The 13,239-nt window shown below is 63.3% G+C and carries 14 protein-coding genes and 1 pseudogene; 9 read left to right on the forward strand and 6 right to left on the reverse strand.

Annotated features, from left to right (window positions below; all coding sequences use genetic code 11):
- Nucleotides 1-41 precede the first annotated feature (41 nt).
- Nucleotides 42-1,205: pseudogene (locus F0M17_RS17865) on the reverse strand (ABC transporter ATP-binding protein/permease).
- Between F0M17_RS17865 and F0M17_RS15250 the strand changes: the two are divergent.
- The gene (locus F0M17_RS15250) at nt 1,150-1,980 is read left to right on the forward strand and encodes a hypothetical protein (RefSeq protein WP_143181082.1); all 831 of its coding nucleotides are present in this window, start codon (nt 1,150-1,152) and stop codon (nt 1,978-1,980) included. The pseudogene F0M17_RS17865 and the gene F0M17_RS15250 sit on opposite strands and share 56 nt — an antisense overlap.
- Before the next feature lie 498 nt (nt 1,981-2,478).
- On the opposite strand, the gene F0M17_RS15255 is transcribed toward F0M17_RS15250, so the two are convergent.
- Complete coding sequence (locus tag F0M17_RS15255; protein WP_073707002.1) at nt 2,479-3,123, reverse strand: MFS transporter; 645 nt, start codon at nt 3,121-3,123, stop codon at nt 2,479-2,481.
- Nucleotides 3,095-4,180, reverse strand: a complete 1,086-nt coding sequence (locus tag F0M17_RS15260) for a YbdK family carboxylate-amine ligase (RefSeq protein WP_073707003.1) — start codon at nt 4,178-4,180, stop codon at nt 3,095-3,097. The genes F0M17_RS15255 and F0M17_RS15260 overlap by 29 nt, the downstream gene beginning before the upstream one ends.
- Nucleotides 4,181-4,600: 420 nt before the next feature.
- Here F0M17_RS15260 and F0M17_RS15265 point away from each other — a divergent pair, with 420 nt between their 5' ends.
- The 3 genes from F0M17_RS15265 (at nt 4,601) to F0M17_RS15275 (ending at nt 6,894) form a co-directional block, all read left to right on the forward strand.
- Nucleotides 4,601-5,395, forward strand: a complete 795-nt coding sequence (locus tag F0M17_RS15265) for a YsnF/AvaK domain-containing protein (protein ID WP_149597456.1) — start codon at nt 4,601-4,603, stop codon at nt 5,393-5,395.
- 178 nt (nt 5,396-5,573) lie between these two features.
- The gene (locus F0M17_RS15270) at nt 5,574-6,272 is read left to right on the forward strand and encodes a hypothetical protein (RefSeq protein WP_073707005.1); all 699 of its coding nucleotides are present in this window, start codon (nt 5,574-5,576) and stop codon (nt 6,270-6,272) included.
- 154 nt (nt 6,273-6,426) lie between these two features.
- Complete coding sequence (locus F0M17_RS15275) at nt 6,427-6,894, forward strand: DUF4383 domain-containing protein (RefSeq protein ID WP_149597457.1); 468 nt, start codon at nt 6,427-6,429, stop codon at nt 6,892-6,894.
- 356 nt (nt 6,895-7,250) lie between these two features.
- Here the strand turns inward: F0M17_RS15275 and F0M17_RS15280 are convergent, their stop codons facing one another.
- Both F0M17_RS15280 and F0M17_RS17765 read right to left on the reverse strand, forming a co-directional pair.
- Nucleotides 7,251-7,805 (reverse strand): type 1 glutamine amidotransferase domain-containing protein, encoded by a 555-nt coding sequence (locus F0M17_RS15280; protein ID WP_149597458.1) that lies wholly within the window; start codon nt 7,803-7,805, stop codon nt 7,251-7,253.
- 142 nt (nt 7,806-7,947) lie between these two features.
- The gene (locus F0M17_RS17765; RefSeq protein WP_256370181.1) at nt 7,948-8,082 is read right to left on the reverse strand and encodes a hypothetical protein; all 135 of its coding nucleotides are present in this window, start codon (nt 8,080-8,082) and stop codon (nt 7,948-7,950) included.
- 32 nt (nt 8,083-8,114) lie between these two features.
- On the opposite strand from F0M17_RS17765, the gene F0M17_RS15285 reads away from it, so the two are divergent.
- The 5 genes from F0M17_RS15285 (at nt 8,115) to nhaA (ending at nt 12,043) form a co-directional block, all read left to right on the forward strand.
- Complete coding sequence (locus F0M17_RS15285) at nt 8,115-8,744, forward strand: GntR family transcriptional regulator (protein ID WP_246857077.1); 630 nt, start codon at nt 8,115-8,117, stop codon at nt 8,742-8,744.
- Nucleotides 8,745-9,076: 332 nt separating this feature from the next.
- Entirely contained in the window at nt 9,077-10,123 is a 1,047-nt protein-coding gene (locus tag F0M17_RS15290) for an acyl-CoA desaturase (RefSeq protein WP_210416661.1), read from the forward strand.
- 46 nt (nt 10,124-10,169) lie between these two features.
- On the forward strand, nt 10,170-10,418 hold the full coding sequence (locus F0M17_RS15295) for a ferredoxin (protein WP_149597461.1): 249 nt from the start codon (nt 10,170-10,172) through the stop codon (nt 10,416-10,418).
- 100 nt (nt 10,419-10,518) lie between these two features.
- Nucleotides 10,519-10,680, forward strand: a complete 162-nt coding sequence (locus tag F0M17_RS17505; protein WP_168201907.1) for a hypothetical protein — start codon at nt 10,519-10,521, stop codon at nt 10,678-10,680.
- Between the two features lie 85 nt (nt 10,681-10,765).
- A complete protein-coding gene (nhaA, locus tag F0M17_RS15300) occupies nt 10,766-12,043 on the forward strand; it encodes a Na+/H+ antiporter NhaA (protein ID WP_149597462.1) in 1,278 nt (425 codons plus the stop codon).
- 53 nt (nt 12,044-12,096) lie between these two features.
- On the opposite strand, the gene pstS is transcribed toward nhaA, so the two are convergent.
- Nucleotides 12,097-13,239 (reverse strand): phosphate ABC transporter substrate-binding protein PstS, encoded by a 1,143-nt coding sequence (gene pstS / locus F0M17_RS15305; protein ID WP_246857079.1) that lies wholly within the window; start codon nt 13,237-13,239, stop codon nt 12,097-12,099.

The following is a 13,239-nucleotide window of genomic DNA, read 5'->3' on the forward strand; positions in this document are numbered from 1 at the left end:
CCGCCGCGTGGCGATGAGCGGCAGCAGGCGCAGCATCGTCCTCATGGGGTTTGCCTCCTCGATAGGGCGCCATCGGCGGGTGCCCCGGTGCCGGTGGCGGCGATCCGGCCGCCACGCAGCGCCATCCAGCCGGTGGCATGGGCGCAGGCCGAGGCGCGGTGGGCGATGATGATGACCGTGCGGCCACCGGTGGCTTCGGCGAGGGAATCGACCACTTGCCGCTCGGTGCCGGGGTCGAGCGCGGACGTGGCCTCGTCGAGCACGAGCACCGGGGCAGGCGAGAGCAGCGCACGGGCAATCGCGAGCCGTTGCCGCTGGCCGCCGGAAAGCTGCTCGCCGTTCTCCGCAAGCACGGTGCCATACCCCTAGGGAAGGGCGGTGATGGCTTCGTCGATGCGCGCGGTGCGCGCGGCGGCTTCCAGCTCGGCGTTGCTCGCCTCGGGCCGGTACAGCCGCAGGTTCTCGGCCACGGTCCAGGCGAAGAGCACCGGATCCTGCGGGAGCACCACCACGCTGCGCGCCCTGACCGGCGCGGTGAAGTCCCGCAGGTCGGTGCCGCCGATGCGGATGGTGCCCGCGTCCGGATCGATATATCGTTCCAGCAGCCGTGCCAGGGTGCTCTTTCCCGAGCCCGACGGCCCGATCATCGCCAAGGTCTGGCCCGGCGCGACATGGAAGGTGCACCCGGCAAGGCCCGTGGAAGCCCCGGGATACAGGTAGGACACGCCCTGGACCTCGATGGATCCGGTCGTGGCTGGTTGGTTGTGGCGGCCTTCGCCCATCGGTTGCGCGCCGAGTAGCCGGTCGAGCCCGTCAACCGCGGTGAGGCCGAGATAGCCGGCATGCCAGTAGGTGCCCAGGTCCTGCACCGGGCGGAAACACTCCCGGGCGAGCAGCAGCACCATGACCGCAGGCGCCGTGCCCAGCGGCCCAGCGGGCCCGGCGGCCAGAGAGCCCAGCACGGTGCCAAGCTGCATGGCCAACGCGCCCAGCGCGGTGTCGACCAGGGACAGGCGCAGCTGGCGCATGGTGCAGTCCGCCAGGCCGTCAGCTTCCCGCGCGAAGCGGGCCGCCTGGCGCTCGGCGGCCCCGAAGGCGCGCAGCAGCTCGATGTTCTGCAGGGCCTCGACATAGGCGGAGGACAGCCTGGTGAAACGCGCGGTGCGCCCGCTGGTACTCGTGGTCGTCCTGGTAGCCCTGGGCATCACGGTTCATTTCGAGGCAAGCGTTGATGCGCAGGGCGCTGCCTATGCCACCGGCGTGCTGGTTCTCGTGAGTTCCGCGGCGATAGCGGTAACGATTTCTGCTCGTCGACAGCGTGAACGAGGCAAGACGATTCTCTTTTCCTGTGTCAGCTTGGTGTTCATCTACACCACCATCGCGAACCGCGTTGAACGCCCGGACGGCCTGAAAATTGCGGCCTTCTTCATTGCCGCAGTTCTCCTGGTGTCGCTGCTGTCGAGGTTCCGCCGCTCCACTGAGCTTCGAGCCACCTCGGTCATGTTCGACACCCAAGCGCAGAACATCATCCAGCAGGCCACCAGCGCTGGGCTGATTCGCCTGATCGCCCACGAACCGGTGAACACGTCCAAGGAACGCTACGTGCATAAACACGAGCATGCGATTCTCGCCAGCCACATTCCCGTGCATGCACCTGTGGTCTTCCTGGAAGTCCGGGTCAGCGATTACTCCGATTTTGCGCAGGACATTGACGTTCGCGGCGTCACCCGGCATAGCCAATGGGTACTTGAAGCAACCGCGCCTTCGGTATCAACAGCCATTGCCGCATTGTCCATGGCCATCCGGGACCAGTATGAGGTCATGCCGCATATCTACTTCCGCTGGACCGAAGGCAATCCATTGCTGAACCTGGCCAAGTTCATCTTCCTTGGACAAGGAGAAATCGCTCCGCTGACCCGTGAGGTCCTGCGCGAAGCAGAACCTAATCTGCAACGCCGACCATGGGTGCATGTGGGCTAGCCGCATAGCGCATTGAGGTTGGCAATACGTTCGGCCCGGGCTGGACGGCCCAGCCTCCGTGCGGTGCGCAGGCGCCGGGCGCCACAGCCATTCGCTGTTGTTCCGGCCCTGCATCCTCGCCCGTTCGCCGCTGCCTGCCCGGTCATGCGGATACGAATTCGCACCGGTGCGGTCCTTCAAAGTCAGCGTCGCGATCAGCGAAGCGCCCACCCAGATGGACAGGTACGTGGAGACCGCAACAGTGGCATCAAACTTGCCCACCAGCGCCACGGCAATGGTCGGAGCAAATGCGCCGTCAACCACCGAGCCCAGGGCATAGCTGATCGAAGAACCGCTCAAGCGGATGCGGGCCGGGAAAAACTCTGCATACAGCGCTGGCAACGGGCCATAGGAGAAGCCTAAGAACGCGCCGAAGACCACCAGGGACACGCTAACCCAGACCAGGTTCCGGGTCTCGATGAGCAGGAACAGCGGGAAGATCCAGACCAGCAGCAGCACTCAGCCGATGGTGATGATGCTCAGAAGGTCTCCGGCTTGCAGTCCCAGCTTGTTTGTCGCGTAGCCCAGGATGAAACCGCCGGTGAGCATGTAGCCTGCCGTGTTGTTTCTCATGAAAACCAAGGTGGCCTGAATGACCTTCTTCGGATGCTTGCTGAACAGCGTGGACAGCGGGGCTGACTCGGTCTGCTCGGTTTGCTCGGTTTGCTTCGTCTTGGCCATTTCCTCGAAGACCGGGTACTCCTCCACGTGCCGGCGGATGCAGTAGCCGATGAGGATCAGCACGGAGCTGAGCAGGAACGACGTGCTCCAGCCCCAGGCGTTGAATTGCTCCGGGGTGACCACAGCGGCAATGATCGCGCTGACCGCGGAGGCCAGCAGCATGCCTGCCGGAACCCCGAGCTGTGGGAAGGCGCCGAACTTGCCGCGGGCATCATCAGGTGCGTGTTCAACTGCCATCAATGCCGCGCCGCCCCACTCGCCACCGGCGGAGAAGCCCTGGACGATGCGCAGGAAGATCAAGAGAATCGGAGCCCACACGCCGATGGTTGCGTAGGTGGGCAGCAGGCCCACCAGGACCAGTGTGACGATCAGTACCGCTCGGCGGCCGTACTTGTCAGGCTTGCGCGAACAGCTTGGCGGCATCAGCGGCTACCTGCTTCGCACCGCCCTGGTTCCAGCTCTCGAGTTGGCGCGTGGCTCCATTTCCGAAAGTGGCGAGCGAGTCCAGGAAATTGGCTACGAACTGTTCATCGCCATTGCGATGCAATGCCCGGCCCGTATAGTCGAGCACCCGCTGGATCACGGCCTTGACAGGCACGGAGGTCCTGGATTCGCTATCGAAATAAGTGCCATCCACTCCCGATTTCGCCGCTTGCCACAGGCCCAGGTCAAGCACTTCGGATGCTGCCGTGACGGCAGAGCCGTCAGTTTCCGAGGCGGTATCCACAATGGCCCGGATGAGCAGGGCCAGGGCCACGGATTCGCCGGCTGTCATCTGCGTGTCCGCAGCGCGGACTTCAATGGTCGGATGGTTCACCGACAAGCGGGCGACCCAGCTAATGTGGCCCGGATCGAGCAGCGACCCGGAAGCAATCATGTCCTCCACCCGCTGCTGGTATTCATGCACTGTCGCAAAAGCCGGCGGAATGCCTGTCGCAGACCATCTGCGGTAGTGCACCGTCCGCCATGACGCGAAACCCGTCAGTTCCCCGTTCCAGATGGGAGAGTTCGCGCCAATTCCCGCAATCAGCGGCAACCAGCCGCGCAAGGCATTCAGCGCCCGGACTCCGGCTTCGGCATCCGGGATATGCACATGGATGTGCAGTCCGTTGATGAAATGCTCGCGGGCGATCCCCGGGACGAACTCGTGGATGGTTGCGTAGCGCTGGCCCTTGGTGAAGTCCGTAGCGCTCGGCAGCTGCAGCGCCGTTCCAGAAGCAAAGGGAAGCACCTGGTGTTCGCGGCATATCCGCTCAATGGCGGCGCGTCGCCGCACCAGCGCTTCCAGGGCTTCGCCCGCGGAGGCGCAGATTCCGGTGACGATTTCCAGCTGGCTGGCCAGCAGTTCACGGTGGACCGTGGTGCCCGGTAGTTCCAGGCCAAGCAGCTGGGAGCTGAGCGGATCGGGCATCGGCACCGGGGCGGCAGTTGCCGGATCCACGAGGAAGAATTCCTCCTCGATCCCAAAGGTCCTATTCATGGATGCTGGTTCGCCTTCCTTGGGCAGCAGTACGAACTGAACATTAGACCGCAGCTAGCCGGGACGGCCGTTCCAGGCACGAAGCCCAGCGATTTTCCAGCTTCGCCGCAGCGACGCACGCGGCTGTCCACAGGCACCCGTTCACCCTCCTGGCCCTACGCCCGATGGCTGCCCCGGGCACCTGCTGCCTGCTTTTCACAGCTGCTACCGAGCTTGCGGCCATGCAAGTACAAGCCCCGGCGCGGGCGCTTGCGTAGTGTGCGACGATCGATTCACCGCGGCTCGGCAAAGCACCGCAAGACGCAGAGTTGCGGGCCGTCACGCCCATTTGGAGGCGCAGCTTCACCCGGCCGGCTACTGGCCAGCCGGATCGAGATTACTGGATTGATCCGAAGTCGAACGCAGCAGGAGGACAGAGCCATGATCAGCACAGAACAGCTTCAGGAACTCAGCGCAATTGGCGGCACCGTCATTGGCCCCGACGGCCAGAAGATCGGCAAATTCGGCCAGATTTTCCTTGATGACCGCAGCGGGCAACCGGAATGGGCGACGGTCCGCACCGGACTCTTCGGCCTCTCCGAGAGCTTCGTCCCGCTCAGCCAGGCGACCGTCGCAGGCGATACGCTCTCGGTGCCCTATGACAAGCAGACCGTCAAGGACGCCCCGAACATCGACCCCGAGGGCCAGCTCACGCCAGAGCAGGAGCAGGAGCTCTACCACTACTACAGCCTGTCCTATCATGAAGCGGACCAGGCCGCCGTGCAGCCGGGCGTCCCGGACACCGATGCCCGCGCCGAGTATTCGCGGGAAGACGTGCGCGGTCCGGGAGCCGGCACTCCAAGGGCCTCTGCCGTCCGTTCCGAGGAGCAGCCGCAGGTGGGTACCGAAGACGTGGAAACCGGCAAAGTGCGCCTGCGAAAGCACGTGGTCACCCGGGATGCGGCAACCACCGTGCCGTTAAGCCATGGGGAAGCGCGGCATGAGCGCGAGCCCATCACGGATGCCGCAGCCGCCGGCACAAGCGGCGAACTGGCTGGGGACGAGCAGAAGGTGGCCTTGGACGAGGAACGCCCCGCTGCAAAGAAGGCTGTTGATCCGGTCGAGCGAGTCAGCCTGGAAGAGGAAGCAATCACCGAGGAAGAGCGCCGCGAAGCGCAATTGCGCATGGAACAGGCGCAAGCCGAGGGCTGGGAAGGCGGCCGGCAGACCCGCTAGCGCCGGCGCGCTGGCTTAGCGCAGGAGCTGAACCTGCACGCAGCGGTGATCGGGGCGGAATCAGGCGGGTGCCGGGTTCCGCCCCGATCCGTTTTCCGGAAGCATGCTGGGTATCCGCCGTTGCCCTCGAATCCATTGCCGCACCCGATTAGATTCGGGATCCAAGGAGGCAAGCACCATGGCGAAGCAAAAAGGACACCGGATCTACCGGTGGGAACAGGCCGAGCTGCTTGCCACGCGCCTGGACCGTCCCATGGGGATGCTCGGCGTGATCTTCGTCTTTGTGGTTCTCGGGCAGTTGCTGGTGACCGACCCGTTCTGGACCCGGACGCTGGCCATCGCAGGATGGATTTTCTGGGCAATCTTCGCTGCTGAATTCGCCTTGCGGGCGATCATCGCCAGGTCCCAAGCTGATTTCTGGCGCCGCAACTGGTGGCAGGTGCTGTTCCTTCTGTTCCCTTTCTTACGTTTTCTGCGCGCTTTCCAGGCCTCCCGCCTGCTGCGGGTGGGCCGTGCCGCCCGGGTGAGCGGCATCCTCTCGGCAGGGGTCCGCGGTTCGCGCTCCGCAGGCAGGTTGCTCAGCGGCCGCATCGGCTGGCTGGCTGCGGTGACCGCCGTGGTCATCCTTGCCTCCAGCCAACTGCTCTACGCGATGGAATCGACCAGCGACTATTCTTCGGCACTGTACGAGACCGCCATGGCAACGATTACCGGCTCCGGGATCACCAGCACGGATACGTTCTCCAAAGCCCTGCAGCTGATCTTGGCGAGCTACTCCGTGGTGGTGTTCGCTACCTTGGCAGGTTCACTCGGCGCGTTCTTCCTCCAGACGCAAGACGAAGCGAAGAGCGAGGATCACGCACCGCGGCACCAGTGATCTGCGCACCACCGATTCTGGACGTTCCCTAGGTACTGGAAGATTCGCGTGCCATCCAGTCGGCAATCCCCTAGCGTGGCTTGCATGACGGCGGCCAGCATGCCTGGCCAACGTTTCCTTCCGATCGCAACAGCCAGAATGAAGGAGCAAGATCATGGAACATCCAAAAGATCCTGTCATAGCAACACGTCCGCTGGTGCAAAAGGCCGCATTAGCGGTCGGCATCGTGTTCTTCCTGGTCGGCGTCCTCGGATTCATTCCGGGAATCACCACCAACTACGCATCGCTCTCAGGTGCCGGCCACCACTCCGACGCCAAGCTGCTGGGAATCTTCCAGGTCTCGTACCTGCACAATGCCGTGCATCTGCTCTTCGGTGTCGCCGGCTACCTGATGGCTCGGACCGTGCCTGCTGCCCGCAGCTACCTCGTCGGCGGCGGAATCATCTACCTGGTCTTGTGGGTCTACGGGCTGGTCATTGATTTCGACAGTGCCGCCAACTTCATTCCCCTGAATGATGCAGATAACTGGCTGCATCTCGGGCTCGGTGCGCTCATGATTGCCTTGGGATTGTTCCTCTCCCGCAAGGCGGCCGGACAGCCTCGGGACCCGTACGCGGCATGACCAGACGATGAATTGCCGAAGCGGGCACCCCGGCATGCGGGGTGCCCGCTTCGTCAATGCAGTTCATGGCAAAGCCCTCAGCGCCTTCGCTACACGCAACGGTTCGAAAAGCCGAGACCGCCAGACACCGGAAATCCCAGGAATCCAAGCGAGTTCGCTGTCGCCGGATTTCCAGCAGGCGCAGCGGAACTCACCTGCTGTTTGCGGGAGGATTTCAATACTCAGATCTTCCTCGACGGCGGTTCCGTGCCCTTGGATCACCAAAAACTTGGATGCCGGGCCCTGGTCCCAGCACAGCCAAGCCGCCGTCCGGAAAGCTGGCTCGGACGGCGGCTGGACCGGCTGGCCGCCAATTGCTAGGAGCTGAGCTCCTCGGCGATGGCACTGCTGAACGCGTCGAGGTCGTCCGGATTACGCGAGGTAATGAGCACGTAGCCGTTCGCCGGGCAGCGGAAAACCTGTTCGTCCTTCCAGATGCCGCCGGCATTGACCACATCGGTCTTGATCGAGGTGTACGAGGTCAAGGTCTTGTCCTTGGCCAATCCGGTTTCCACCAGCAGCCATGGCCCATGGCAGATGGAAGCGATCGGCCGGCCTGAACCGGCAAAGGACTTGGCAATGCGCTGGGCGTCGGCGTCCAAGCGGAGGTTGTCGGCATTCAGCGTTCCGCCGGGGATCAGCAGCAGGTCGAAATCCTGCTCGTCCACTGCCCCCAATGCTTCGCTGGCTTCGAAGACCTCCCCCAGATCCCAATCGCCAACCAGCGACTTGACCTGGCCGGCCTCTGGGGCCGCGATCACCACCTCAGCACCGGCTTGGCGCAAGTGCTCCACTGGCTTCTTCAGCTCATCCTGCTCGACTCCGCGGTTGGAAACTGCCGCAAGGACTTTCTTGCCTGCTAGATCTGGCATATTCATGCTCCTTTCATCGACCACTGCCCACTGTGCTTTGCGCAACCAACGAAGGCAAGCCGCGCTCAGGAAGCATCCAGCTGCCGGCTGCGAATGGGGAAGGTTGCCTGGTGCAAGGCCTGCTGCGCAGGGCATAGGATGCTCAGGCGTTGGCCGGCTGGCCCTGCTCCTCGGCCAGGGCTTTGGCCTCCTTCTTCTCGCAAATGTGCTTGATGCCGGTGAATGCCAGGGCCAGCACGAGGATGGTGTAGAGGATGACCGTGATGGAGCTGTCCACCAGGATTCCAATATCGCCTTCCGATACGGTCAGTGCACGGCGCAGTTCATGCCCAGCTCAAGGACGACTTGCTGCAAGGCGCATTCCAGCCCGGAGACGCCCTGCGCGAAGTTGCCTTGGCCGAACGCTTTGGAGTTTCCCGCACCCCGGTGCGCGAAGCCTTGACCCGACTGCTGCATGAAGGGTTGCTGGAGCGCCGTGCCCGTGGACTTTTCGTCAAGGAAATTGACCCCGAGCAGATCATGCAGGTCTACGACCTGCGCATTCTGCTGGAAGGCCAGGCCGCGCAGGAAGCCGCCTCGGTGCGCACCGAAGTGGACCTGATGCGCCTGCAGGCGTTGGTTGACCGGGACCGCTCACTTGCCGAGCCGGATGATGCCACCCGTTTGGCCACCAACATCGAATTCCACCGCGCGCTCTGGCGCGCTGCGCATAATCCGGTACTCGAAGATCTGCTCGAGCGCCTGGCCACCCACCAGATCCATGCCCCATCATCCACGCTGTCCATCGGCTCGCGTTGGGCCGATTCCCTGGACGAGCACCAGTGCATTGTGGACAACGTCCGCGAGCGCGACAGCGCGAAGGCCAGCGGACTCATCCAGGCCCATATGGCTACCGCCAAGGCACTGCGATTGAAGATGTTCGCCAACCTGACGCATTAGCCAAGTACTGTCCTCAGTGGATGGCCCCAGGAATCAAGCATATTGATTTGCCAGCGCGCAGTTCCAGCCCCTTCCTCCGCGCCGATCCAGAAACGTAGTGCATCAGCTTTGCCCGGAACGCTCCGTGGCTGCTTTGGATTCCATGCATCCGGTATTCCAGTTGGCTTTCCAAAGCCCTGTGCGCGGCGCGTGCCCCTCTTCGTCTTGGTTGGGTCCTCCGGGATGCCGCCAGAAAGACCTGTTGCCTTGGCACCTTGCTCATCTATGCTGGCCTTATGGACCCCGGGCCTGCCCCGGAAACAGGATGGCAGTTTCATTGCGTATCGAGGCTCATGATGAAATCCCAGCAATTTGCCGAAGCCTATCGCCGGCTCAGCGCAGAGATCCATGATGCTGGGCTGGCTCGCCGACGATACCTGTATTTTGCGACTCGGATCATCGGATGGATCCTGGCGCTGGCGGCCTTGCTGGTGGCCGTCGGGGCGCTTGGCAACTCGTGGCTGCAGCTGATTCCCGCAGGCTTGATTGGCCTGGTGATGGCCCAGCTGGGATTCTTGTCCCACGATGCAGCCCACCGCACGATCTTCGCCTCGAGGACCTGGAATGAATGGGTGTCCCGGTGCATCTCCGGACTCTTGATGGGCCTGAGCTACAACTGGTGGATGGCCAAGCACAACTCCCACCACGCCAACCCGAACAAGGAAGGCGTGGACCCGGACGTGGAGTCCACCGTGCTGGTGCTCACCCCTGATGCCAACGCCAGGCGCAAGGGATTGGCGGCCTGGATTTCCCGGCTCCAAGGCTGGTTCTTCATACCGTTGCTGAGCCTTGAAGGCCTGAATTTGCATGTTGCGTCCGTGCGGATGCTTCTTTCCACGCCCAGATTGAAGCACCGGTTCATCGAGCTGCTGATGATCGCCGTGCGGCACAGCGCCTATGCGGTGTTGTTGTGGACCGTGATGACTCCGGGAAAAGCCGTGGCGTTCCTCGGAGTGCAGATCGGGGTGTTCGGGATCATGCTCGGCGGGGCCTTCGCGCTGAACCATATCGGCCGGCCTACTGTGCCGACGGACGTGCATCTGGATTTCCTGCGCCGGCAAGTGGTCATGTCCCGCAATATCACCGACGGTCCGCTGGTGCGGTTCCTGATGGGCGGCCTGCAGTACCAGATCGAGCACCACCTGTTCCCTGTGGTTCCGCGGCCGAACTTGCCCGAGGTGCAGGAAATTGTCCGCCGGCGCTGCGCCGAACTGGGCATCGAATACACCGAAAGGACCCTGGCCCAGGCATTCATCCACGTGGTGTCCTACCTCAACCAGGTGGGCTCGAAATACACGGATCCCTATGCATGCCCGCTGGTGCGCAGGTACCGAGGTTGAACCGCCGGAACGCTGCAGAATATGAGGATGGAATCAAGGAGGAGCAATGAAAGTCACCGTGCACCAGGCCATGTGCGTCGCCTCCGGGAATTGCGGACTGGTTGCTCCCCGCGTTTTCCGCAATCGCGAGGAGAATGGCGGATTCGTCGAGTTGCTGCAAGCTCATCCGGATCAAGCAGACCTGCAGGCTGTCCAGGAGGCCGAGTACCTTTGCCCCTCCGGGACCATCCAACTCGACAAGCATCGGATACCAGCGCGGAAAACCACTGACGGCATGGCCGGCAAGACGACTTAGTTCCAGTGCTTTTTTGGACCGGCACGGTTACGCACCGCTTTATTGCCGGTGCCTGCAATCCGCGTTAGACCCGGGAACCCCCAAACGGTAGACTGGAGGCATGGATCTGGTCGTTTCAACGCATGCGCAGCGGCTTCTCGCTGCCGTTTTCCCGAAGGGGAAACTGCTGACCAAACGAGCCAGCGGCACCAACGGGTGGCTGAGTTCCTGGGGAACCAACGCCCACGGCGAGATCGCCGGTTGCCCGCCACCGCGCCACTAGTTGCGCGGCCCACCTCCTGATCTTTCTCCAGTGGATTCCGCGCGCCCTCGTGCCCTTTTCCCGGATCCCAGAAAGACCCGTTACTTTGCCATATCCTTCACCTGGCGTATCCCGCCAAGCACCCCACGCCATCTGGCGCGGAATCCACCAAACCCTCAAGCAGGATTCGATGGGCGGACTGCTGCTGCTCTGCGCGACCATCGCCGCCCTGGTCCTGGCCAATTCCCCCGCAGCTCCCTGGTACGAGGGGCTACGCGATTTCCGCTTCGGCCCCGAGTTCTTGCACCTGGATCTCTCGGTCGGTGCCTGGGCCGCAGATGGCTTGCTCGCCATTTTCTTCTTTGTCGTCGGCCTGGAGCTCAAGGAAGAATTCGTTGTCGGCAAATTGCGCAATCCGCGCACCGCGATAGTTCCGGTCGCCGCCGCGATCGGCGGCGTGGCATTGCCTGCACTGTTCTACGTCCTTGTCGTCTCCGCTTCAGGCAGCTCCGCAATCAATGGCTGGGCGATTCCCGCGGCCACCGATATCGCCTTCGCCATTGCCGTTATCGCCGTGGTGGGCAAGTTCCTGCCCCCGGCCCTGCGCACGTTCCTGCTCACGCTGGCGGTGGTCGATGACCTGCTGGCCATTTCCATCATCGCCATTTTCTACACCGAGGATCTATCCTGGCTGCCTTTGCTCCTCGCGCTGCTGCCGCTGGCCGCGTTTGCCATTGCCGTGCAACGCGGGGTCCGCGCCTGGTGGATCCTCATCCCGCTCGGGGTCGCGGTCTGGGCATTGGTGCATGCCTCGGGAATCCATGCCACGGTGGCCGGCGTGCTGCTGGGCTTCATGGTTCCGGTAATAGCTACCGGGCGGGCCCATGTACGTGTCGGGACCACCGAGCGGGGCGAAGCCATCCATGAGGGCCTGGCCGCTCATTTCGCGGACCGCTGGTCCATTCCCTCATCGATTCTCGCAATTCCGGTGTTCGCCTTCTTCGCTGCCGGAGTTCCCGTCGGGGGCCTGGCCGGCTTGGGAGAATCGCTGCTGAGCCCGGTTGCGCTGGGCATCATCGCCGGGCTGGTCCTGGGCAAGTCGATTGGCATCACCAGCGCCACCTTCCTGGTCACCAGGATTCCCGGAATCAGTCTGGATGGCAGCATCAAGTGGCCGGACGTGCTGGGCCTGTCCTTCGTAGCCGGCATCGGCTTCACCGTCTCCCTGCTGGTCGGCGAGCTGGCCTTCGGCCAAGGCGGGGATGAAGCGCAGTACGTGAAGGTCGGGGTGCTGTGCGGTTCTGTGCTGGCCGCGTTCATTGGCGCGATACTCCTCGGGGCGCGTAATCGCGTGTACCGCGCGGCGGCCAAGTCCTCCGCGTAGCAGTTCCTGCTGCACCGCCCGCCGGGCGGATGCAGCAGGACTGCTTGCCGTAATTATGAGCGCGCAGTGATCGATTCGATGGCTGCGCGGGCATCCTGCGCCAGCTGCTGCGGCATGGGCGCGCTCTTGGCCGAGTCGGCTGCGGTCTTCTGCCCCTGATCGCTGACTACGTACTGCCCGAAGGTCTTGACCAGTTCCACCGTCTGCGGATCCTCGTAGCCGCTGCAGAACAGCAGGTAGGAGACCAGCACCATCGGGTAGGCGCCTTCAGTGGTGGTCTTCCGGTCAAGTTCGAGGGCGATATCGTGCTCCCCGCGTCCTTCGACACGCTCGGATTCGGCCACGGCCTTGGCCGCGGCTTCCCCGCTGACGGCCACGAATTCATCTCCGACCTTCAGCTTCACCTTGCCCAGCGACTGATCCACCAGCGAATCGTCGGCGTAGGTGACCGCTCCGACAGCGCGGGTCACGGTGGTCACCACACCGGCATTGCCCTGGGCTTGCTCCAGGCCAGTGGCATCCGGCCAGCCGCCGTCGGGCTCATGGGTCCATACCTCGGGAACCACGCTATGCAGGTATTCGGTGAAATTCTCCGTGGTGCCCGAGTCATCGGCACGGGCGACCCCGGTTACCGGGATGTCGGGCAGCTGAACCTCGGGGTTCAGCTTGGCGATGGCAGGGTCCTGCCAGGAACGGATCTCGCCGGAGAAGATCCGGGCGATCGTTTCGGCATCCATATTCAATTCCTTGATGCCCGGCAGGTTGAAGGCGATGCTGATCGGGGAAATATATGCCGGAATATTGATCGCGCCCTGCGGCCCGCAGGTTTCGATGGAACGCTGGACTTCCTCGTCCTTCAGATACGCATCGGATCCGGCGAACTCGGTACCGCCAGCCAGCAGTCCTGCGCGTCCGGCGCCGGATCCCACCGAAGCGTATTGCACCTGCACTTTGGGGTGCAGGGTGGAGAATTCGGTGCTCCAGGCATTCATGGCCGAGTTCTGCGCGGTGGATCCGCCTCCGGTCAGGGTGCCTTCCAGGTTGGAGGTATTCGCTTCGGCGGCCTTGCGCTGCTCCTCCCCCAACGGATAATCCGAACCGCAGCCCGAGAGCAGCAAGGCCAGGCCAAGGCTGGAAGCGGTGATTGCTCCTGCCCGGCGGGCAAGTGAATGAGGGGCAAAGCGGGTGGGGCGCAC

This window comes from Glutamicibacter sp. ZJUTW (assembly GCF_008370855.1).
GTDB classification, from domain to species: Bacteria; Actinomycetota; Actinomycetes; order Actinomycetales; family Micrococcaceae; genus Glutamicibacter; species Glutamicibacter nicotianae.